The 21,460-nt window shown below is 65.7% G+C and carries 18 protein-coding genes; 3 read left to right on the top strand and 15 right to left on the bottom strand.

The genetic code is table 11. The annotated features are described in order from the left end of the window. Positions 1 to 30: 30 nt before the first annotated feature. Entirely contained in the window at positions 31 to 1,794 is a 1,764-nt protein-coding gene (locus KI794_RS01290) for a phospho-sugar mutase (protein ID WP_255808832.1), read from the top strand. Between the two features lie 374 nt (positions 1,795 to 2,168). Here the strand turns inward: KI794_RS01290 and resB are convergent, their stop codons facing one another. The 9 genes from resB to dnaK are packed head-to-tail and all read right to left on the bottom strand — an operon-like array spanning position 2,169 to position 10,981. Beyond that, complete coding sequence (gene resB / locus KI794_RS01285; protein WP_119281729.1) at positions 2,169 to 3,842, bottom strand: cytochrome c biogenesis protein ResB; 1,674 nt, start codon at positions 3,840 to 3,842, stop codon at positions 2,169 to 2,171. Then, entirely contained in the window at positions 3,826 to 4,599 is a 774-nt protein-coding gene (locus KI794_RS01280; RefSeq protein ID WP_119281730.1) for a cytochrome c biogenesis CcdA family protein, read from the bottom strand. Before KI794_RS01280 ends, resB begins: the two co-directional genes overlap by 17 nt. Then, positions 4,599 to 5,228, bottom strand: coding sequence for a TlpA family protein disulfide reductase (locus tag KI794_RS01275; protein ID WP_119281731.1), 630 nt, complete (start codon positions 5,226 to 5,228; stop codon positions 4,599 to 4,601). The genes KI794_RS01280 and KI794_RS01275 overlap by 1 nt, the downstream gene beginning before the upstream one ends. Beyond that, positions 5,225 to 5,869 carry a histidine phosphatase family protein gene (locus KI794_RS01270; RefSeq protein WP_119281732.1) on the bottom strand — a complete coding sequence of 215 codons (645 nt, stop codon included), beginning with the start codon at positions 5,867 to 5,869 and terminating at the stop codon, positions 5,225 to 5,227. Before KI794_RS01270 ends, KI794_RS01275 begins: the two co-directional genes overlap by 4 nt. A 47-nt stretch (positions 5,870 to 5,916) precedes the next feature. Then, positions 5,917 to 7,092: a class I SAM-dependent methyltransferase gene (locus KI794_RS01265; protein ID WP_255808831.1), complete on the bottom strand. Its 1,176-nt coding sequence runs from the start codon at positions 7,090 to 7,092 to the stop codon at positions 5,917 to 5,919. Next, positions 7,080 to 7,499 (bottom strand): heat shock protein transcriptional repressor HspR, encoded by a 420-nt coding sequence (locus KI794_RS01260; RefSeq protein ID WP_255808830.1) that lies wholly within the window; start codon positions 7,497 to 7,499, stop codon positions 7,080 to 7,082. The genes KI794_RS01265 and KI794_RS01260 overlap by 13 nt, the downstream gene beginning before the upstream one ends. A 44-nt stretch (positions 7,500 to 7,543) precedes the next feature. Then, entirely contained in the window at positions 7,544 to 8,497 is a 954-nt protein-coding gene (locus KI794_RS01255; RefSeq protein ID WP_255808829.1) for a DnaJ C-terminal domain-containing protein, read from the bottom strand. Beyond that, entirely contained in the window at positions 8,490 to 9,131 is a 642-nt protein-coding gene (locus tag KI794_RS01250) for a nucleotide exchange factor GrpE (protein ID WP_119281735.1), read from the bottom strand. Before KI794_RS01250 ends, KI794_RS01255 begins: the two co-directional genes overlap by 8 nt. Before the next feature lie 2 nt (positions 9,132 to 9,133). Further along, positions 9,134 to 10,981, bottom strand: a complete 1,848-nt coding sequence (dnaK, locus tag KI794_RS01245) for a molecular chaperone DnaK (protein WP_255808828.1) — start codon at positions 10,979 to 10,981, stop codon at positions 9,134 to 9,136. A 354-nt stretch (positions 10,982 to 11,335) separates the two neighbouring features. On the opposite strand from dnaK, the gene KI794_RS01240 reads away from it, so the two are divergent. Beyond that, positions 11,336 to 12,727, top strand: coding sequence for an MFS transporter (locus KI794_RS01240; RefSeq protein ID WP_255808827.1), 1,392 nt, complete (start codon positions 11,336 to 11,338; stop codon positions 12,725 to 12,727). Positions 12,728 to 12,771: 44 nt separating this feature from the next. Here the strand turns inward: KI794_RS01240 and KI794_RS01235 are convergent, their stop codons facing one another. Then, positions 12,772 to 14,004, bottom strand: a complete 1,233-nt coding sequence (locus KI794_RS01235; protein ID WP_255808826.1) for an MFS transporter — start codon at positions 14,002 to 14,004, stop codon at positions 12,772 to 12,774. Between the two features lie 95 nt (positions 14,005 to 14,099). On the opposite strand from KI794_RS01235, the gene KI794_RS01230 reads away from it, so the two are divergent. Further along, entirely contained in the window at positions 14,100 to 15,416 is a 1,317-nt protein-coding gene (locus tag KI794_RS01230) for an ATP-dependent DNA helicase (protein ID WP_119281739.1), read from the top strand. A gap of 212 nt (positions 15,417 to 15,628) precedes the next feature. On the opposite strand, the gene KI794_RS01225 is transcribed toward KI794_RS01230, so the two are convergent. From KI794_RS01225 to KI794_RS01205, 5 genes are read right to left on the bottom strand one after another with little or no spacing between them, the layout of a single operon-like run. Continuing rightward, a complete protein-coding gene (locus KI794_RS01225; protein WP_255808825.1) occupies positions 15,629 to 16,297 on the bottom strand; it encodes a VOC family protein in 669 nt (222 codons plus the stop codon). After that, the gene (locus tag KI794_RS01220) at positions 16,297 to 17,616 is read right to left on the bottom strand and encodes an alkylhydroperoxidase domain protein (RefSeq protein WP_255808824.1); all 1,320 of its coding nucleotides are present in this window, start codon (positions 17,614 to 17,616) and stop codon (positions 16,297 to 16,299) included. The genes KI794_RS01225 and KI794_RS01220 overlap by 1 nt, the downstream gene beginning before the upstream one ends. Positions 17,617 to 17,675: 59 nt before the next feature. Continuing rightward, a complete protein-coding gene (locus KI794_RS01215) occupies positions 17,676 to 19,469 on the bottom strand; it encodes a dipeptide ABC transporter ATP-binding protein (protein WP_255808823.1) in 1,794 nt (597 codons plus the stop codon). Continuing rightward, entirely contained in the window at positions 19,466 to 20,416 is a 951-nt protein-coding gene (locus tag KI794_RS01210; protein WP_255808821.1) for an ABC transporter permease, read from the bottom strand. The genes KI794_RS01215 and KI794_RS01210 overlap by 4 nt, the downstream gene beginning before the upstream one ends. Next, on the bottom strand, positions 20,413 to 21,438 hold the full coding sequence (locus tag KI794_RS01205) for an ABC transporter permease (RefSeq protein WP_119281744.1): 1,026 nt from the start codon (positions 21,436 to 21,438) through the stop codon (positions 20,413 to 20,415). The genes KI794_RS01210 and KI794_RS01205 overlap by 4 nt, the downstream gene beginning before the upstream one ends. Positions 21,439 to 21,460: the final 22 nt, after the last annotated feature.

The following is a 21,460-nucleotide window of genomic DNA, read 5'->3' as shown; positions in this document are numbered from 1 at the left end:
GTCTACCGATCACCACACTGAGGGGGCGCGATGGCTACCGAACAGCTCGAAGCTCTACTTGAGCGCGCGCGCAACTGGGCCGCACACGACATCGATCCGGTCACACAGGCCGAGGCCGAGCGGCTCGCCGCGCAAGCCGAGGCGGGCGACGAGGATGCAGCGGCTGAGCTCGCTGAGGCCTTCGGCGAGCGCCTCGCATTCGGCACCGCTGGCCTCCGCGGCCGGCTCGGCGCTGGCCCCTCCCGCATGAACAGAGTCGTCGTCTCGCAGACAAGCGCGGGCTTCGCGGCCTTCCTCCTCGAGCGGGCCGCGCGCGGTGAGACGAGCAACCCGCCGTCGATCGTCATCGGCTACGACGCGCGCGTGAACTCAGACGTTTTCGCGCGTGACACTGCCGAGATCATGGCAGGAGCGGGCATCGACGTCACGCTGCTTCCCTCCCAAGGACCCACGCCGCTGCTCGCCTTCGCAGTGCGCCACCTCGGCACGTCGGCCGGAGTAATGGTGACGGCAAGCCACAACCCGCCGCGCGACAACGGGTACAAGGTGTACCTCGGTGACGCTGATGAGGGATCGCAGATTGTCGCCCCCGCCGACAGTGAGATCGCTGCGCGCATCGACGTGGCGGCCTCGGGGCCTGTCTCGGAGCTGCCACGCAGCACTGCGTACACGGTCGCAACCTCTGAGATTGCCGACACCTACGTCACGCGAACCGCGGCCTCGCTGCTCGCGGGCTTTCCGATCACCCAGGACGGTCGCACGCTGAACGCCGAAGTTCCGCTCCGCATCGTCTACACCGCAATGCACGGAGTCGGGGCTGAGCTGTCCGACAGGGTCCTGCTTGCAAGTGGCCTATCGCTTCCGACGCCTGTACCCGAGCAGGTCGCTCCAGACGGCAACTTCCCAACAGTCGACTTCCCAAACCCCGAGGAGCCCGGCGCGCTCGACCTCGCGTTCCGCACCGGCCGGGAGCAGAACGCTGAGCTCATCATCGCCCACGACCCGGATGCGGATCGCCTCGCGGTCGCGCTCCCCCACTTCGACGAGGAGTCGGGCTACCGCCGACTGACAGGCAACGAGCTCGGGCTGCTGCTCGGGTGGCGGGCCGCCGAGCGCGCGATGCAGGACGCCGAGCAGCGCGGTGTGCCGCTCACCGGCACCCTTGCGTGCACGATTGTGTCGTCGCCGGCGCTCAGCGCCGTTGCGAAGGACTACGGACTTGACTACGCCGAGACGCTCTCAGGCTTCAAGTGGGTCTCCCGCGTACCCAATCTCGTATTCGGTTTCGAAGAGGCCCTCGGCTATCTCACGCAGCCTCACGTCGTGCGAGACAAGGATGGCATCTCTGCAGGCGCCGATGCAGTCGCTATGGCGCGGTGGGCGAAGGGCCGCGGAACCGACATCTGGGGCCTCCTCGAAGAGGCGACAGAACGCTTCGGGCATTTCGCGAGCGGCCAGATCACCCTCAGGCTCGCGTCGATGGCTGCAGCGACCGAGCTCGCAGCACAGATCAGGCTTGCGCCGCCGACCGCATTCGGTGTGCGCACTGTGAGTAGCGCACAAGATCTACTCGAGCCCGGTCTTGCAGCGATTCCTTCGAATGTGTTGCGTTACGACCTTACCGACGGCTCCCGCGTCATGATCCGCCCGAGCGGCACCGAGCCCAAGCTGAAGATCTACCTCGATACGTTCAGTGAAAAAGGCAAGGCTTCTAAGCGCAGGGCGGCCGCTGAGCGGGCGCTCGGTGAGCTTGAGGCTGACGTGACGGCGTTCCTCGAGGCGCTGCAGGGCTAGCTCAGGCAGGGTCCACAGCAGCACGGCTCTGCGTGGGGTACTCTGGCTTGGCGCGGGGTGCTCTGGCTTGGTGTCGGCTGCTCGGAGAGTTCTGCGACCCCTGAGAGCGTGCCTTTTCCCAGCGCCACCCCCTGGGATCGACGATTCGTATGCCCCAGCCCAGCGCAGTGGGCATAGGAATCGCAGATCGCATACGGTGGCGCTGCGGCACGGCGCTGCAGGTGGAGCTGCGGCGTGGAGCAACAGGTAGGGCTGCGGCACGGCGTTACAGGCTGAGCTGCGGCCTGGCGGTGCAGGTAGGGCTGCGGCGTGGTGCCACGGGTGGAGCTGCGGCCGTGGCGCAGAGCATTGCGGCACGCCGACGCGAGCCGGGGCTACAGCACCTCGCGGTGCGCCTCACGCATCTCCTCGACCGCCCGGTCGAGCGCTGGGTCGTCGCCGCGGGCGAGACCGGCGTACTGCAGCACGACGCCATCCTTCGTTGGGATCGCCTTCACCCACACTCGGCGGCGCGGCACGAACAGCGACCACAAGAGCCCGCCGAGCGAGAGCAGGGCAAAGATCAGGATCCCGATCTGGAACGGATTCTGCATCACGTCGAATGACGCGTACCTGGGCACGGCTTCGAGGGTTACGGTGCCGAGGCCGCGCGGCAGGTCTGCCGTCTCACCGGGCCGCAGCTCAATCGACGGCTTGTCGATGGCACGGCCGGTGAGCTGCTCCATGTTCTCGGTTTCAAGCGAGTAGACCGACTGCGGGATGCCGAACTCGTTATCGACGCCCGTATCACCCATGAAGGCGTCGAGCGTGAGCACGGGGTTCTCGAGGTCGGGGTAGTTCGAGGTGTACGCGCCGGATTCGAGCTTCGTCTGTGTCGGGTAGAAGAAGCCGCGCAGGCCAAGCTCGGTCTCTTCACCAGCGTCGTTGGTCATGCCATCGAGCACCTTCACGACGCCGAGCGAGGTGAGGTTCGGGTCTGCGCCCTGCGGGATGAACGGCACCGACTCCTGGAACACGATCTCGCCGTCGGCGTTACGGATCACGATTGTCGGCGCGTAGCCGTTCGCGAGCAGGTAGATCGGCGAGCCGTGCACGCGCAGTGGGTGATTCACCCTGATCTCTTCAGCGCTCTCGTTTCCTTCGGGGTCTGTGAGCGTCATGCTCGCGATGAACTCGCGCACTTGCCCGATCGAGTTCGGGCTCGCATCCTCGTCATCGGGGGCGATGTAGTTGACGTCGAGATCGTCGAGGCGCAAGCTGAACGGCTCAAGTGTGTCCGAGCTGAACGCGCGGCCCGAGTTCGCCGAGTCGTAGTCGATGATCTGGTTGACGAAGCTTTCGCCTTCGTAGAGCACTCGCTGGCCGTTGAAGGTGAATGCGCTGCCGAGGCCGACGCAGACGAGCACCCCGACGAGCGCGGTGTGGAACAACAGGTTGCCTGTTTCGCGCAGGTAGCCGCGCTCGGAGGAGACCGAGACCTCTGCGACGCCGCGGTGCGTTGCCTCCTGGATCTCGACGCGGTAACGCTGACGGCGGAGGATCTCGGCGGCAGACTCGACTGCTGCGCGCGCGAACTCGAGCCGCTCCGCCTCAGTCGCCTCGGCGTTCGTCACGCGGGTCTCAGAGAAACCAGCCATGCGGTTGAGCCTTGCGGGCGTCTTCGGAGGCTTGCCTCGCCACGCCTGCCAGTGATGCTTGATTCGGGGCAGCACGCAGCCGATGAGCGAGATGAACAGCAGCAGGTAGATCGCCGAGAACCACACCGAGCCGTAGACGTCAAACGCCTGGATCGGGAACGCATCAAGGATCTTGAAGAGCGTCGGATTATCTTTCTCGTACTGCAACACGCCGTTCGGGTCGGCGCCGCGCTGCGGAACGAGCGAGCCTGGGATCGCGGCGACAGCGAGCAGAAGCAGCAGGATCAGCGCGACCCGCATGCTTGTGAGCTGACGCCAGAACCAGCGGAGCCAGCCTGTGAGGCCGAGCTCCGGGCTCGTCACGGGCGCTGGCGCGCCAGATCCGTCGTCATAATCAGAGGGGCGTGACATAGCCACCAATCCATATCTGAAGTTCGCTCATGATGAGGCCCCAGAGGCCAGTCACCATGAGAACACCGAGGATGATAAGAATGACGCCGCCGACGATGTTGACCGCACGGATATGGCGTTTGAAGAAGCTCATCGTCTGCGTCATCCAGCCGAAGCCGAAGGCCGCAAGCACGAACGGAATTCCGAGCCCAAGCGAGTAGAGCAGTGCGAGCAATGCCGCACGCCCGATCGAGCCCTGCTGCATCGCGAGCAGGCTCACGGTACCGATCGTGGGGCCGAGGCAGGGTGCCCACCCTATCGCGAACACGATGCCCAGCAGTGGGGCCCCAGCAAGGCCGACCTTTGGGCTGATCTTCAGCCTCGTTGTTCGCTGAAACTTCGCGAAGGCGCCCATGAAGACGAGGCCCATCACGATCACAACGACGCCCATGACGCGCAGGATCACGTCTTGCCAGTCGAGGTACCACGTGCTCGCGCCAACCGCGCCAGACAGCGTGAGCAGCACGACGAACACGATGGCGAAGCCGAGCACGAAGAGGATCGACCCGAGCACCATCCGGTTACGCTCGCGTCTGCCCGCAGCCTTTGGATTCGCCGCGTTTGCGCTCGGCGTACCTGCCACGCCAGAGACGTATGCAAGGTAGCCCGGGATGAGCGGGAGCACGCACGGCGAGAGGAACGAAACGAGCCCTGCAGCGATTGCGATGGCCGAGGCAACGAGCAGCTGCCCGTCGGCAATGATCTCCTGGATCCCCATCAGTTCGCGCCGGCAGCGGCCTGCTCGTCGAGCGTCTCCGTGACGAGCGTTTGCAGTTGCGACACCCCTGCAAGCTGCCCGACTACCGTGTGCGCAACGCGCCCCTCAGCGTCAAGAATCAGCGTCGTTGGAACCGCGTTCAGCGGGATCTGCCCTGCGAATGCGCGCTGCACAGTGCGGCCGCCGGGGTTATCGAGGATCGACTCGTATTCGATACCGAACTCGACTCCGAACTGCTTCGCCTGCGCGGCCTGATCGCGAGTGTTCACACCAACGAATTTGACGCCTTGCGGCTCGAACTCGTTGTATGCCTCGACGAGGTCTGGCGCCTCGGCCCGGCACGGGGCGCAGCCCGCGTACCAGAAGTTCACTACTGTGACGCTGCCGATCGTGTCGGCTGAGCTCAGCTCGTTGCCAAACTCGGTCTCGCCCGTGAACTCAACGGGTTCGCCACGCTTGTCTGCGGGGAACGAGGCCGAAGAGCCATCGCCTGCGACGAAGCCCTTGTCGCCACCCTGTTGCCACTGTGCGGCGAGCGAGTCGCCTTCGGTGGTGCTGCAGCCGGCGAGGCCAACTGCGAGGGCCGCGGCAGTGGCGGCGATGGCGGCGATTCGGCGTCGCGCGGTCATACAGCTCCTACATCGGTAGCGTCGTCCATGAGTGACTTCGCCGGGTTTCGGTAATCGACCTCGAACCAGCGGTTCCCGCGGCGCTCGAATGTCGTGATGCTCGAGAGGTCGCAGCGCCGTGTGGCTGGGTTATGGAACAGGGGTTTGCCTGCGATGTCGAGGTGCGCCATCCAGATCGGGGACTGGTGCGCGACCATCACAATGTCGCCACCCTGCGCCTTGTCCCACGCGTCGTTCATCGCTTCGCGCACGCGCGCCGCAACCTGGCGGTAGGGTTCCCCCCAGCTTGGGCGGAATGGGTTGACAAACTTGTACCAGTACCGCGGCTTCTTGAACGCAGCGTCGGGCCCCGAGTTCACCTTGCCCTCGAAGAAGTTCGTGGGCTCGATGATGCGATCCTCAGTCTGGATCTCGAGGCCAAGTGCGCTCGCGATGGGTCGCGCGGACTGCTGCGCGCGCTCAAGCGGCGACGCGTAGAGGGCGACTACTTTCCGGTCGCTACCTGCGAGTTCAAGCGCAGCAGCCTCGGCCATGGCGTGGCCTCGCTCTGAGAGGCGGAAGCCGGGGATACGGCCGTACAGGACGAGGTCGGGGTTATGGACCTCCCCGTGGCGCACCAAGTGCAAGAGTTTATCGCTCACACACTCATTCTAGGCTTCAGCTGCCTGTGAGTTCGGTGGCTGAATCCCTAACGCTTTGTCACTTCCAGCACGGTGAACGTTGCGTCGCGCTGGAGCTGCCTTGCGGGGCCAATGACGCGTTCAAGGAGCTGTCGATAACTGAGGTGCGAGTTGAACACGATACGCAGTTCGCCGCCGGGCTTCAGCACGCGCGCACAGTCGCGGATCAGCCGGTGGGCCACCCCCGCATGGACTGTCGATCCGGTGTGGAACGGCGGGTTGAGTAGCACGAGGTCAGCCCACCCGTCAGCGACCGCCTCAGCGCCATCAGCCCGGTGAATCGCCATCCGCTCCCCGACTCCAGCTGCCTCGGCAGTCAGCGCGGCCGAGCGAACGGCCGCATCCGACTGATCACTCGCAAGAACTCGCGCGCTCGGCAATGCGAGCGCAGCGGACACCGCGAGCACACCGCTTCCGCAACCCAGGTCAAATACGTTGGCGCCCGGGGCGATGTCGGCCCAGCTTGCACCGGCCCCACCTCGTTCGAAGGTGCTGAGCAGCAGGCGGCTGCCGTGGTCGAGTTTGGTGCCACCGAAAGTGGCGCCAAACGCCGCGAGGCCAAACGTGAGCTCGCGATCCTGCCCCCACTTCGGAAACGGAGGTTCCGCACCGGCAAGCATCGGGAGCGGGGACGTCGCCTGCAGCACCCGGGACTTTCGCCACCCCAGGCCGGCGGTCACCGCGCCGAAGTACCGCCCGAGAACGTCGTTCTGGGCGCGGGTCATGTGCTTCACCCGGCCGCCCGCGAACACCCGCACGGTTGGGCTCGCGAAGCGCGCGATCTTCCACGCGATCTCCTCGAGCGCTTCGAGGCCGCGGGGCAACTGCACAAGCACTGTCTCGGCCCCATCGAGAAGCTCGGGCCCGAGGGGTGCTGACTCGTAGCGGTCTCGCAGGCCGAGCCTCACCGCATTGGCCGCGAGAGCCCGCTCGCCGAGCACTGGATCCTGATAGGACCTGACAGCACCCGCGCCGAGCACTGCTGCCGCGCCAAGAGTGAGCGCCCCGTGCCTGTCACCAATCGTGACGACGGTTCCAGGCGCAGCAGAGCGAACGCGCTCGGCCGCGGCGGTCAGGATGTGCACGTCTGCAGTGTCGTACGCCTGGAGCTCTGGCGCGTCGAAATCGGGGTCGCGACTGAGCGCCCCGCAGAACTCTTCGAGCCGCGCAGCTACGGCTTCCACACAACAACTTCCGCGTTGCGACGCGTGCGAGTTCCGCGCCGCAACGTGACGACCTCGCCGCCAGCCCCGGCCGCGAAGACGCGGCGCTCAGGGCGCTTGAGCATTTCGTCTGACAGTGCACGTTCGAGCTCATGCACCTGGGACTCAAGCTCGCGCACGCGGTCCTCGAGCGTCAACACGCGGCGAATCCCCTCGAGACTCAGGCCCTCTGCAGAGAGTCTCGCGACCTCACGCAACCTGTGCACGTCGTAGAGGGAGTATCGCCGCGTGTTTCCGCTCGTGCGCTGCGGCACCACGAGCCCGATTCGGTCGTACTGCCGCAGCGTCTGCGGGTGCATCTCGGCGAGTTCGGAGGCAGCGGCGATCGCAAAGACCGGAGTAAACCTGTCCATTGGCACGTTGACCATTGCCCCTCCCTACGCCTTTCTTCTGAGTTGTGTTTCGTTGTGAGCTAGGCGCGAGCCCGCGAGAGCAGATCCGCGCGCGGGTTCTCCTGCGGCTCGACCTGCTGAAACGCTTCGAGCGCCTCGCGCGCCTCGTCGCTCAGGTGACTCGGAACCGCGACCTGAATCTCTGCGAGCAGGTCTCCCGTGCCCTTTGAGGTCTTCACTCCGCGGCCCTTCACGCGCAGCACTCTGCCGCTCGGGGTCCCAGGCTGCACTTTGAGCTTCACGGTGTCGCCACCAAGCGTTGGCACCTCGACTGTCGCGCCGAGTGTCGCCTCGGTGAACGTCACAGGTAGCTTGAGCTTCAGGTTCTGACCGTCGCGCTCGAACACCGGGTGCTTGCGCACGGTAACCGTGAGCAGCAGGTCTCCCGCAGGCGTACCCGCAGGCCCCTGTTCGCCCTTGCCACGCAACCTGATCTTCTGGCCGTTGGAAACCCCGGCAGGGATCTTGACCTTCACGTTGCCAGTCGAGGTCTGCAGCGTGACAGTGTCGCCACTCACCGCAGTCTCGAAATCGATCGTCGTCGAGGCGTTCACATCGCGACCCTTTTGGGGGCCGCGCGGCGCGCCACCGAACATGTTGAACAGGTCGTCGTAGCCGCCGCCCTGCTGGAACGTGTACTGCGTGTTCCTGCCACCGTGGCCGCCGCCGAACATGCCACCGAAGACATCCTCGAAGCCCTGGCCGCCCTGGCCACCCGATGTGAACCGGGCACCGCCGGCTCCCATCGCACGAATCTGGTCGTACTCAGAGCGCTGCTCTGTGTCGGAGAGCACCGAGTAGGCCTCGGAGATCTCCTTGAACTTTGCTTCAGCGGCCGCATCTCCTGGGTTCGAATCAGGGTGATACTTTCGCGCGAGCTTGCGGTAAACCTTTTTCAGTTCAGCGTCGTCGGCATCCTTCGAGACCCCGAGAGTGCGGTAGAAGTCTTTGTCTAACCAATCTTGACTAGCCATCAGCTCCCACCGCCACCGCTACCTTGGCGGGGCGCAGTTCAACATCTCCGATGCGATAGCCCCGCTCGACTACGTCAAGCACAGTGTGCTGCTCGGTGCCGGGAACCGGCACCTGAGCGATTGCTTCGTGCACCTGCGGGTCGAAAGGCTCCCCCTTCTCGCCGAAGCTTTCGACGCCGAGCCGTTCAAGGCTGGCGCGCAGCTTCTGCGCGATCGTGGCGAATGCGCTGCCCTCGGTCAAGTCGCCGTGCTGTTCTGCACGGTCGAGGTCGTCGAGTACCGACAGCAGCTGCAGCACGACCGAGGCCTTCGCGCGCTGCTTGTCGAGCTCGACGTTCGCCTCGGTACGCTTCCGGTAGTTCGCGTACTCGGCCGTGAGCCTACGGAGATCCTCAAGGTAGGGGTTCTCCTCGTCGCCCTCGGCAGCGTCGGCGTCCGCGCCAGCGGCCGCCTCGGTCTGCTCAGCGCCGAGAATGTCGTCTACCGTGAGATCGTCGCCTTCCGGCCCGGGAGCGGAGGGGGTTCCCTCCGCCCCGGGGGCCGATGCCGCATCGTTCTGCGATGCGTCGTCGGCCTGGCCCGCCGGAACATCGTTCACCGGCTGGTCGTCGCCCAGATGTTCCTCGTGTGCCATGGTTACTTCTGCTCCTCGTCGTCTTCAACAACCTCAGCGTCGACAACGTCCTCATCGTTCGACTCCGCGCCTTCCGCTGCTGCCTCAGGTGCCTCCTGCGCCTGAGCGTAGATCGCCTCACCGAGCTTCTGCTGGCTCTCGCCAAGCTTGTCAGCCGCGGTCTTCACCGCGTCATCGTCTTCGCCGGCGAGCGCCGTCTTGAGCGCGTCGAGGTCGCCCTGCACCTCAGTCTTGACGTCTTCGGGGAGCTTGTCCTCGTTCTCAGTGATGAGCTTCTCGACCGAGTAGGCGAGCTGCTCGGCGTTGTTACGCTGCTCAGCAGCCTCGCGACGCTTCTTGTCGTCAGCGGCGTGCTCCTCAGCCTCGCGCACCATGCGCTCGATGTCGTCCTTCGAGAGCGTCGATCCACCGGAGATGGTGATTGTCTGCTCCTTGCCCGTGCCCTTGTCCTTCGCGGAGACCTGGACGATGCCGTTCGCATCGATGTCGAAGGTCACCTCGACCTGCGGCACGCCGCGCGGAGCGGGTGCGATACCGGTGAGCTCGAACGTTCCGAGGTTCTTGTTATCGCGGGTGAACTCGCGCTCGCCCTGGAAGACCTGGATCGCGACAGAGGGCTGGTTGTCCTCTGCGGTGGTGAAGGTCTCGGAGCGCTTCGTCGGGATCGCGGTGTTGCGCTCGATGAGCTTCGTCATGATGCCACCCTTGGTCTCGATACCGAGCGAGAGGGGGGTCACGTCGATGAGCAGCACGTCCTTGCGCTCACCCTTCAAAACGCCTGCCTGGAGGGCCGCGCCGACTGCCACGACCTCGTCAGGGTTGACACCCTTATTGGGCTCACGGCCGCCGGTGAGCTGCTTCACGAGCTCGGTGACTGCGGGCATGCGGGTGGAGCCGCCAACGAGCACGACGTGCGCGATGTCTGCGACCTTCACGCCGGCTTCCTTGATGACGTCCTCGAACGGCTTGCGGGTGCGCTCGAGCAGATCCTTGGTGAGCTCCTCGAACTTCGCGCGGGTCAGCGTCTCGTCGAGGTTCGCCGGGCCGTTTTCGGTGAGCGAGAGGTAGGGAAGCTGAATCTGGGTGCTCGTCGAGTTCGAGAGCTCCTTCTTCGCCTGCTCAGCGGCTTCCTTCAGACGCTGCAGTGCAATCTTGTCACCCGACACGTCAACGCCGGTCGAGTTCTTGAACTGAGTCGCGAGCCAATCGACGACGCGCTGGTCCCAGTCGTCGCCGCCGAGGCGGTTGTCACCGGCAGTCGCGCGGACCTGAATCGTCGAGAAGTCGTCGTCCTTGCCCACCTCGAGGAGCGAAACGTCGAAGGTACCTCCGCCGAGGTCGAACACGAGGATGAGCTCGTCTTCCTTGCCCTTGTCGAGGCCGTACGCAAGAGCCGCAGCGGTGGGCTCGTTGATGATGCGGAGCACGTTGAGGCCGGCGATCTCGCCGGCTTCCTTCGTTGCCTGGCGCTCTGCGTCGTTGAAGTAAGCGGGGACGGTGATGACAGCGTCGGTGACCTTGTCACCGAGGTAGGTCTCGGCGTCGCGCTTCAGCTTCATCAGCGTGCGAGCGCTGATCTCCTGCGCGGTGTACTTCTTGCCGTCAATGTCGTCGCTCTTCCAGTCAGTGCCCATGTGTCGCTTGACCGAAGCGAGGGTACGGTCGACGTTCGTGACTGCCTGGCGCTTTGCGGTCTCGCCAACGAGCACCTCGCCATCCTTCGTAAACGCGACGATCGACGGGGTGGTGCGGAAGCCTTCGGCGTTCGCAATAACGGTGGGCTCGCCGCCCTCAAGAACGGCAACAACCGAGTTGGTGGTGCCGAGGTCAATACCTACTGCACGTGACATATATTCTCCTTGCGTTGTTATGGGACCGGCGGCGTGCGCCGGTGGTTCGCTGGACTCAAATCACCTCACTGGCAAGTTGAGCCTGATGCACTCAAGTTTAGCGAGACGGCCGCGAGAGTCAAGTCGATTGACCCAAACTTGAGTCGAATTCACTCAACTCTCAGCATCCGTTCACGAAGCAGTCGTTCGTGCGCAAACCCGAGTCCCGGGCAGCGCCAGGGCTCCGACCCGGTCCGCCCAAATCGCCACCCAAGTAGCCCTCAACCTGTGGCAGATCCGATGCACCCTGGAGTTCATCTCCCGGCAATCCTCACAATCCGCGCCCAGTAGCCGCGTACGCAGTAGCCTGGGGCTGTGAGCGAGACAATCCCCGCACCGAACCCACTCCCCGCGACGAAGCGGACAGTCGCCTCCTGGGCGATCTGGGACTGGGCAACGCAACCATTCAACTCCGTGATCCTCACGTTCGTGTGGGTGTCGCTCTACCTCGTCTCCGATGCGTTTCTCCCCGACGATGTTGCCGCGCAGAACGCCGACGGCAGCCTCGTCTGCTCACAAACCGGCGACGCTGGAACCGCGTACTGCACTGGCCTCGCAGATCTCTCAGCGAGCTACGGCTGGGTCACGTTTGCAGCAGGGATCCTGATCCTGCTGCTCGCCCCCGTGCTCGGCCAGCAGGCCGACGCGCGCGGCAACAAGAAGCGCTGGGTGGTACTCGGAACTGCTGCACTTGCGCTCATCCAGTTCGCGCTATTCTTCGTGTACTCCGACCCCCAGTACTTCTGGTTCGGCGCAGCCGCCGTCGCCCTCGGCGCCGTCGCAAGCGAGATCGCGGGCGTCAGCTACAACGCGATGCTGTTCGATGTGTCTACGAAGAAAACAGTCGGACGCGTAAGCGGCCTCGGCTGGGGCCTCGGGTACATCGGGGGCATCGTCGCCCTCATCATCGTCGTCCTGCTCACCGAACTCGACTGGTTCGGCATGGACGTGTCAGATGGGCTCGCATATAGGCTCATCGCCGTCGGCGCGGCAGTCTGGACGATCGTGTTCTCGATCCCGTTCGTACTGTGGGTGCCCGAGCCGCCGGCCCGCACCGACCGGCCACGCGTCGGGTTCTTCCGAAGCTACGCTGTGCTCGTGCGAGATCTCGGCGCGCTGTTTCGCGAGCAGCGGCAAACCTTCTGGTTTCTCATTTCGAGCGCCGTGTACCGCGACGGCCTCGCCGGCATCTTCGCGTTCGGCGGCATTCTCGCGGCAGTGTCGTTCGGTTTCTCTGCGACCGAGGTAATGATCTTCGGCGTCGCACTCAACCTCGTCGCAGGTATCTCGACGATCATCGCGGGCAGGCTCGACGACAGGTTCGGCCCTCGCGCAATCATCGTGACATCACTCCTGATCCTCGTGGTGAGCGGCCTCTTTATCTTCTTCTTCCGAGAGGAGGGCAAGTCCATTTTCTGGATCGGCGGGCTCATCCTCTCCGCCGCAGTCGGCCCAGCACAGGCCTCGAGCCGCTCGCTACTCACCCACATGACGCCCGCGAACATGCAGGGCGAGGTGTTCGGCCTCTACGCCACGACCGGCAGAGTCATGAGCTTCCTGTCGCCCTGGCTCTGGGCTGCGTTCATCGGCTGGTTTGGTGCGACGCACTTCGGCATCCTCGGCCTCATCATCGTCGTTGCGCTCGGACTCGCCCTCACGCTTGTATTCGTGCGCAAGCCCGACACTTCTGCAGCCGAGCTCGAGTAGCGGCCCCCGCGGCCGGCAACTGGCGGCTGACAGGCGGCAGCCGGCTAGCTGACAGGGATCCCGGCGGTGTCGAGGCTCTTCCCGCCGTCTCGGCGCTGCACCGCGAGGCTCACAAGCAGCAGCACGAAACCGGCCCCGGCGAGCACTGCGCCGAGCCACCCCGGTGCGAGATAGCCGAACCCGCCCGCAATCACGAGACCGCCGAGCCAAGCCCCGAGGCTGTTCGCCACGTTACCTGCAGCGTGGTTGAGCGCGGCGCCCAGCAGCCGCGCCTCGCTCGACATTCGAATGAGGCGGGCCTGCAAACCGGGGAGCAAAATTGATGACGCGAGGCTCACGAGGAACGCGAACGCGAAGAGCCCAACCGGGTGCGCCGCGAACAGCGAGTAAAGCACGAACGACGAGATGAAGAGCACGAAGCCCCAGATGGCGGTGCCAACCGGGCTCCGATCTGTGAGGATCCCGCCGAGGATGTTGCCAAGCACCATGCCGATGCCCATCGTCGCAATCACCCAAGGAACCATTCCGGCGCCGAGCCCCGCCTCACGCGTCGTCACCTCTGCAATATAGGAGTAGACGGCGAAGAACCCGCCGAAGCCGATTGAGAGCACCGCCACCATGATCCAGACGCGCGCGCTCCCCAGCGCACTGAGCTCACGCAGCGGGCTACGCTCAGGGCTCCCCGGGAATCGCGGCACATACAGCGCAACGAGCAGCAGCGTCGCCGCAAACAGCACGGCGACGAGGGCGTACACCCAGCGCCAACCAAGCTGCTGCCCAAGCACCGTCGAGAGCGGAACGCCGATGACGTTCGCCACAGTGAGTCCGCTCATCGCGAGCGCGATGCCCTTGCCCATGTTGCCCGGCCCCATGAGCCTCGCGGCGAGCAACGACGCCACGCCAAAGTAGGCGCCGTGCGGCAGCCCAGAGATAAACCGGAAGACCGCGACAGTGCCGAAGCCCGGCACGAGCGCGGAGCCGACGGTGCCCGCGATGAGTAAGACGAGCAGCCAGATCGCGAGCTTCGTCTGCGACATTCGCGCGCCAAGCACGGCGAGCACGGGCGCACCGACAACAACGCCAAGCGCATAGAGCGTGATGAGGTTGCCCGCCTGCGCGATGCCCCATTGCGGGTCAGCGGCGTAGCCAGGCACCAGATCGTGTGCGATCTCAGGGAGCACCCCCATCGTCGCAAACTCTGTCGTTCCGATCGCGAATCCGCCAAGGGCTAACGCAAAGAGCGCGAGGTTCCGGCGAGTAGTGGTGAGTGGGGGCACGAAGCTTGTCGCCTTCCATGGCAGATGTCTGGTCCGAATGCGGACCGCGCGCGTACGCGCCGCACTAGTATCCCATTGCGGGGTAGCCTATTCGAGTGTCGCGCCCCGAACTCAGCCCCCAGCAACTCAACGTCTACGAGCGCATCGAGCACACCCGCGAACACATCTTCGTGACCGGACGGGCTGGCACCGGCAAGTCGACGATCCTGAACCACCTGTCGTGGAACACGTCGAAGATCATCGCTGTGTGCGCCCCGACAGGCGTTGCCGCGCTGAACGTCGGCGGCCAGACGATCCACTCGCTGCTCCGGCTGCCGACCGGCGTGATCGCCGACCACGAGCTCGAGCAGCCCGCCGAGCTCAAGAAGATGCTCGCGTCCATCGACACCCTCATCATCGACGAGATCTCGATGGTCTCTGCCGATCTCATGGACGCCATCGATCGTTCGCTCAGGCAAGCGCGCGGCAAACGCCACGACCCGTTCGGTGGGGCGCAGATCATCATGTTCGGCGACCCATTCCAGCTGCCGCCCGTGCCGCCGCGCGACCCGCACGAGCGCGCCTACTTCGACGATACGTACCGATCGCTCTGGTTCTTCGACTCAAAGATTTGGCAAGAGACCCCGCTCGACGTCATCGAACTCACCGAGGTGCACAGGCAGAGCGACGACAGGTTCAAGCAGATCCTCGGCGCAGTTCGCTACGGGGTCGTCGATGAGGCGCAGGCGAACGAGCTCAATGGGGCGGGCGCACGCCAGGCGCCGCGCGACGTGATCACGCTCGCGACGACAAACGCGACGGTGAACCGAATCAACGCCGAGCGGCTCGCCGAGATCAAGGGCTCGGGCCTGAAGGCCGCCGCTGAGATCACCGGCGAGTTCCGCGAAAACACATATCCAGCAGACGAGGTGCTCGAGCTCAAGAAGGGTGCGCAGGTCATGTTTCTGCGCAACGATCCAGACGGGCGCTGGGTGAACGGCACCATCGGCACCGTCTCAAAGATCGAGGGCACGGTCTGGGTGATCGTCGGCGATGAAGAGCACGAGGTCGAACCCGCGACGTGGGAACGGTTCAGGTACCGCTACGACGCCGACACCAAGAAGCTCGAGAAGGAAGTTGTCGCGGAGTTTGAGCAGTTCCCGCTCCGTCTCGCCTGGGCCGTGACGATTCACAAGTCGCAGGGGCACACCTACGACGCTGCGGCGATCGACCTCGGACCCCGCGCGTTTAGCGCCGGCCAAACGTACGTCGCGCTCAGCCGCGTGCGCTCGCTCGACGGGCTCTACCTCGCAAGGCCCCTGCAGCCGCGCGATGTGATCGTCGACCCGAACGTTGTGCGTTTCTTCGCCGAGCGGCAGCCGAAGCAGGCGGCCGCGTCGGCATCATCCACGGAGAGCTCCGCGCCGGCATAGGGGCCGCCCGACGTTCGCAAAAGAGCGTGTTTCTCACCAAAGGCCCCCTTGCCCACGGTTGGTAAGGGGGCCTTTGGACAGGAAGGTACTCTCTTGCGGGCGGGCGTGCGCAGCGCGGGCGGGCGCGAGCGGGCGCGGGCAGCGCGAGCACGGGCGTGCGAGCGCGGTGGTAGGGACGGGCAGTGCCCGGCGCTCGGCGCCCGCCCACTTCCTCAGGCAGGCAGTATCTCGACGAGTGCCCCGTCTGCCGCCCGCAATGTGAGCCCGAACCCCGGTGAACCCCCGACACGCACATCGATTGCCCCGCCGCCCACTGCAGCGAGCTGCCTCCGAAGAGTCTCGGCGCGCTCCGGCGTCTGCTCGAGACGCACAAACTCGACGAGCTCGATAGCCGGGCCGATCGTCGTCCCCGGGTGGGGCGTCTCGCCCCAGTCGATGAGAAACGGGAGCTGAAACTGCTCAGGCTGACTGTCATCGGTGCGCGTGAGTCGCCATTCGAGGAGATCGCCGGCTGGGGTGCGCCGCGACAGGTCGCCCACGGGACCCGTCTCCCAGCCAGCAGCGCGAGCGTTCTCGACGCCTGCATCGATGTCCGGCACGCGGATCGCGTAGGTCTGCACGGTCGGCCCTGTGAGGCTGTCGATCCCGAATTTCGACGGCACCGGCCCATCTGTCTGGTCGGCGTAGGGGCCGATCAGCTCGATATATTGGCGGCCTCGGCGGCCTTCGACGGTGAGCGCAACGAGGGCGTTCTGCGTTCCAGTTGGGTGGCGACCCCCGGGCTCTGCGGCAACTCCCGTAAGCCGCGCAAACCAGTCGACGAGCTCTGGAAGGTTTGGGCCCGCGATGACAATGTGGTCAAGCTCCGCTGGAGTGGCCATTACTGCCCGCGCTTCGCTGGCACCTCAGGCTCACCAAGAGACAGCATGAGTCTGTTCGCCCAGTTGAAGAAGGCCGCGCCGTTGATGACGTCGATGATCTCGGCGTCAGAGAGTCCTGCCGCCCGCAACCCGGTGATGTCGGCCTCGCCGAACCCGAGCGGCGTGTTCGTGAGCGAGACGGATGCGCTCACGACTGCGTTCCATTTCGCGTCGCCGAGGTCTGCGCCGACCCCCTCGTCGAGGAGCGCCTGCACTGTCGATTCTCGCCCGGACTCGCGTGTCGCTGCGGCGGAGTGCACCGACGCGCAGAAGACGCACCCGTTGTGCCGTGACGCGGCCGTCGCCGCGAGCTCACGCTCAGCCCGACCGATGCCACCGTCGGTGTTGAAGAAAATGTCGAGGTCGGTCAGGGTGCGTGCACGCAGCGCTTCAGGATCGCGTGCGAGTAACCGGAAGTACGGCATCTTCGCGCGCAGCGGATCGACGAGCGCGTCGCGCTGTTCAGGAGTCAGGTCAGCCTCGTCAACCGGCGCGAGCCACGGCACCCACCCGAGGCTCTGCTGCGTGAACCGGTCGGGCCGGTTCAGGTCTGGGTACTCGGTGATGAGCTCGGCGACGGATTCACCGTCAACGGCCTCGGCGGCACCAGCGACGGCGCTAGCATCAGCGACGGCGCTAGCATCAGCGACGGCAGCCGTACCGAGGTCGACACCCTCGCCGCGAGGCACACCGGCGAGAACTCGCAGACCCCACGCCGAGCGCAGCTGGAACGACAGGAAAGCGACGAGCTGCGACAGCGACACGATGTCGTCGGCGCTCCACCCTGCGCGCACGAGCGCGGCGAGCGCATCGGCCGACGCTTCCCGAGGACGGATAACGAGCAGGTGGGTGTGTGAAAGCGCGGCGGCCAGCCTGTGGCCGATCGCGGCCGCTGCCGCCGCCGTCGGCGCCCACGGCTCGACGGCGATGCTCTCGCTGTGCAGGCCGGGTTCCCGGTAGTTGCCGACAGGGCCGATCGCAGCAGCGTCAGTTGCCAGTGCAGCAACCGTCGCCACGAGCTCTGGAGCCTCATCGCCGAGCAGGTCGGCATAGAACTCGACCGCTTCTGGGAAGCCGTGGAGCTGGGAGACAAACAGCGCGACGGCGTAGCGCTCGGCGAGGGTGAAGTCCCCGGAGTCCTTCGGCTCGAGGAGCGCGGCGAAGCTCAATTGGGCGTTGTCTCGCGCCTGCGCACGCTGGCCACGCAGAATCGCAATGTCGTGCCCCGGGCCGAGGCCCGCGAGGATGTCGATGATGTCAGCAGTGAGTGCGGCGGCCATGAGTTCCTTCGGTTGAGTGGCTGTTGTAACCGTCAAGCGCGACGGTGTTTGAGTGAGCTTCAGCGGTTCGTGCTGACAAGGAGGCGATCGGGTGCCGGGGTCGCAAGAGTGGCGTTCGCGGCGCCTTCGGGCACGGCACGTTCACGGCCGTCGGCCTCATCGGCACCGGCACCCGCACCGGCCCCCGCGGCGAGCGCTCCACCGCCCGGGATCGCGTCAAGCAGCGCCCGCGTGTATTCGTGTGCGGGCGCCCTGAATATCTCCTCGGCCCCGCCGTATTCGACCTGGCGGCCGCGCTGCAGCACCGATACTGTGTCTGCAATCTGGTGTACGACAGCAAGGTCGTGTGAAATGAACACGTAGGTGAGCCCGAGCTCGCGCTGCAGGTCGGCGAGCAGTCTCAGAATCTGGGCCTGCACGGTCACGTCGAGCGCAGATACGGCCTCGTCGAGGACGACGAGCTCGGGCTCGACGATGAGAGCCCGCGCGATTGCGACGCGCTGGCGCTGCCCGCCAGAAAGTTCGGTCGGTTTGCGGTCGGCTATCCCGGGAGCGAGCGCGACGAGGTCGAGCGCGTGCGCGATCCGGCTCTCACGGTCGGCCCGCGACCCGATCTTGAAGTTACGAAGGGGCTCTGCGAGCGTCGCGCCGATTGTGTGTCGTGGGTCGAGCGAGCCGTACGGGTTCTGGTAGACGAGCTGCGTGTGCCTGCGGAACTCCCTGCCCGGTCGCTTCCCGACGAGCTCGGTACCCGCGACGGTGACCTCGCCGGAGGTGGGGCGCTGGAACCCGGAGATTGCGCGACCTGTCGTGGTCTTACCCGATCCTGATTCGCCGACGAGCGCGTGTGTCGTCCCGCGCTTAACCGTGAACGAAATGTCGTCGACGGCGACGAAGGGCTCCGCTCTGCCCGGGGTCTTGAACTCCTGCCTGAGGTTGCTCACGCGCACGAGCGGTTCGGCGAGGTCAGCGCGGTCCGCAGCAACGCTAGGCCCCGCAGCGTCGGCGTCGGCCCGCGTCTCGGGGAGCTCGCGCACGACAACGCGCGCGAGCGACGGCGCGTCTGCGAGCAGCTTGCGGGTGTAATCGGCCGACGGATTCGCGAGCACCTCGGCGGAGGGCCCAGCCTCCTGCACCTCGCCGCCCTGCATGACCACGATCGAGTCTGAGCGGTCAGCTGCGACGGCGAGGTCGTGCGTGATGAACAGCACGCCCATACCCGTCTCGCGCCGCAAACGATCGAGCAGGTCGAGCACCGTGCGCTGAATAGTCACGTCGAGCGCGCTCGTCGGTTCGTCGGCAATCACGAGTTCGGGCTCGAGCGCGAGCGCAGCGGCGATGAGCACGCGCTGCCGCATTCCGCCCGAGAGTTCGTGGGGGAACTGGCGTGCTCGGCGCTCCGGGTCGTCGATGCCGACGCGCTCGAGCAGGTCGAGCACGCGGGCTGCAACTGCGCGCTTGTCACGCCAGCCGTGGATCTTGAGCGCCTCGCCAACGCTCGCGCCAATGCGGAGCACGGGGTTGAGGGAGTTGCCTGGGTCCTGCGGAATGAGCCCGATCCTTCGCCCGCGAATGCCGCGCCACGCTCGCTCGCTCAACCCGACAAGCTGCTCGGCACCGTGCGCCTCGCTCGCGAGGGTGATTTCACCGCCGGCGACCCTGCCGTTGCCCGCGAGCAACCCGATGACCGACTGCGCGACAGTGGTCTTGCCCGATCCTGACTCGCCGACGAGCGCAGTGACCTCGCCCGGCAGGACATCGAGCGAGACGCCGCGGACGGCCTCCACGGTTCCAGCAGGGGTGTCGTAAGCGACCCGCAGGTCGCGCACGCTCAGGAGCGACTGTTCACTCATGCTGCTTCTCCTCCTCGGATGGCGTGGCTGAGACGGTTGGTTGCGAGCACAATGGCGACGACGACGAGGCCCGGAAGCACAGTCAGCCACCACGCCGTCGCGACGTAGTTTCGCCCCTCGGCAATGAGCAGACCCCACTCAGGCGTCGGCGGCGGCGCACCGTAGCCGAGGAAGCCGAGCGTCGAGATCTGCAGAATCGCAGACCCGAGCTGAAGCGCCGCGAGCGCGACGACTGGGGTGAGGGAGTTTGGCAGGATGTGGCGCCACAGCACCGTCCAGAACGTGCCCCCGGAGCCGTAGGCCGCTTCAACGTATTCGCTCACGCGGACGCTCACAACCTGCGAGCGCGCGAGCCTTGCGAAGACCGCGATTGAGGTCACGCCGACAGCGATCGCCGCGTTCGTGGTGCCGAAGCCGAGCAGGATCACGATGCTCAGCGAGAGCAGCAGTGCGGGAATTGCGAGCAGCACGTCGACGAAGCGCATGATGGCCTCGTCAAGCAGCCCGCCGACCGAGCCCGCAAGCACTCCGAGCGTCGTGCCAGCGACAAAACCGACGAGCACCGCGACGAGTGCGCCAACGATCGACTCTGACGCACCGTAGATCACCCTCGTGTAGAGGTCTCGCCCTGTCGCATCAGTGCCGAACCAGAACTGCGCGCTCGGTGCTTGGAGCGCCTGGCCGACAGTCTCCGTGGGGCTGCCGTGCGCGAAGATGCCGGGGGCGATCGCCCACGCGAGTCCAATCAGGATCACTGCCGCTGGCACCGCGAATGCCGCTGTCTTTCGGGCACCAGGGCCGAACCGGCTCAGGCGCCTCGCGGGGCCGGCTGGTCGCGTCTGACCGCTCTCAGTCGGGCGAGATTCGCCCGGACCGCCTAACTCCGGGCTCCGGGAAGCTGGATCCTGCCTCCCCGTGTCGCGCACTGGTGGGGTGAAGATGCTCATCGTGTCACTCCCTGGGTATTCGCGGCAGCGGTTGCAGTTCCCTGCGGATTCGCTGCGGTGGTTGACGCTGTCTGCGCTGCGGACTTCGCGGCGGCCGCCCGCGCACGCAGTCGCGGGTCAAGAACTGGGTAGAGCAAATCGACGACGAGGTTGATGAGCACAAACGTGAGCGCCGCCAGCACGACGATGGCGAGCAGCACCGGGGTGTCACGAGCCGCAACCGACTGCGCAGTAAGCTGCCCGATCCCCGCTCGCGCGAACACAGTCTCTGAGACGACTGCGCCACCGACGAGTTCGCCGAACAGCACGCCAGCCATAGTCAAGGTGGGCAGCAGCGCGTTGCGGGCGACGTTGCGCCAGAGCAGCCATGATGTGCTCGCGCCGCGAGCCTTCACCACCGCAACGAACGGCTGAGTGCGCACCTCGTCGATCGAGCGCAGCAGCACCTGGGCGAGCGGGGCCGCGATCGGGATCGCGATGGTCAGCATGGGAAGCACGAGGCCTTGGAGCCCAGTCGCCCCGATAGCCGGCACGAGGCCAAGCTTGAACGAGAAGATCTGAATGAGCATGATGCCCACCCAGAACACAGGCAGCGAAACAAACAGCGGCGGCAGCCCACGGAAGAGCCGACGCAGCCACGCGGCTCCGCCGTAGCTCGCCGTGAAGGCGATCGTCACCGCGAGCACCACTGCGACGACGAGGCTGGAGAGCGCGAGTGTGAGGGTCGACGGCAGCGCGGCGGCGAGCAGGGTCGAGACCGCCGCACCGCTGTTGACCGAGTATCCAAAGTCGCCGCGTACGAACGACAGGATCGAATCGAAGTACCGCTCGAGCGGGGGCCTGTCTGTGCCATAGCTGTCGCGAATCTCATCGAGCTGATCGGGTGAGAGCCCGAGCTCAGGGCTCCCGTATCGGGCGAGAACTGCGTCCCCGGGAAGGGCCGACAGCAGCACATACGCGATCGTGTACGCGAGCGCGAGCACGATCAGCGCCTGCAGGAGACGCCTTGCGACGTATGGCATTGTGGTTCCTTCCCGGGGACAG

The organism is Leucobacter aridicollis (assembly GCF_024399335.1).
GTDB classification, from domain to species: domain Bacteria; phylum Actinomycetota; class Actinomycetes; order Actinomycetales; family Microbacteriaceae; genus Leucobacter; species Leucobacter aridicollis_A.
The sequence above is the reverse complement of the archived record's forward strand: the minus strand, read 5'-3'. Positions and strand labels throughout refer to the sequence as shown.

What these genes read in the sequence shown, in the direction of transcription:
- KI794_RS01290 (WP_255808832.1), top strand. Translation starts at nt 31, where the DNA reads ATGGCTACCGAACAGCTCGAAGCTCTACTTGAGCGCGCGCGCAACTGG.
- resB (WP_119281729.1), bottom strand. Translation starts at nt 3,842, where the DNA reads ATGTCACGCCCCTCTGATTATGACGACGGATCTGGCGCGCCAGCGCCC.
- KI794_RS01280 (WP_119281730.1), bottom strand. Translation starts at nt 4,599, where the DNA reads ATGGGGATCCAGGAGATCATTGCCGACGGGCAGCTGCTCGTTGCCTCG.
- KI794_RS01275 (WP_119281731.1), bottom strand. Translation starts at nt 5,228, where the DNA reads ATGACCGCGCGACGCCGAATCGCCGCCATCGCCGCCACTGCCGCGGCC.
- KI794_RS01260 (WP_255808830.1), bottom strand. Translation starts at nt 7,499, where the DNA reads ATGGTCAACGTGCCAATGGACAGGTTTACTCCGGTCTTTGCGATCGCC.
- KI794_RS01255 (WP_255808829.1), bottom strand. Translation starts at nt 8,497, where the DNA reads ATGGCTAGTCAAGATTGGTTAGACAAAGACTTCTACCGCACTCTCGGG.
- KI794_RS01250 (WP_119281735.1), bottom strand. Translation starts at nt 9,131, where the DNA reads ATGGCACACGAGGAACATCTGGGCGACGACCAGCCGGTGAACGATGTT.
- dnaK (WP_255808828.1), bottom strand. Translation starts at nt 10,981, where the DNA reads ATGTCACGTGCAGTAGGTATTGACCTCGGCACCACCAACTCGGTTGTT.
- KI794_RS01225 (WP_255808825.1), bottom strand. Translation starts at nt 16,297, where the DNA reads ATGGCCACTCCAGCGGAGCTTGACCACATTGTCATCGCGGGCCCAAAC.
- KI794_RS01220 (WP_255808824.1), bottom strand. Translation starts at nt 17,616, where the DNA reads ATGGCCGCCGCACTCACTGCTGACATCATCGACATCCTCGCGGGCCTC.
- KI794_RS01215 (WP_255808823.1), bottom strand. Translation starts at nt 19,469, where the DNA reads ATGAGTGAACAGTCGCTCCTGAGCGTGCGCGACCTGCGGGTCGCTTAC.
- KI794_RS01210 (WP_255808821.1), bottom strand. Translation starts at nt 20,416, where the DNA reads ATGAGCATCTTCACCCCACCAGTGCGCGACACGGGGAGGCAGGATCCA.
- KI794_RS01205 (WP_119281744.1), bottom strand. Translation starts at nt 21,438, where the DNA reads ATGCCATACGTCGCAAGGCGTCTCCTGCAGGCGCTGATCGTGCTCGCG.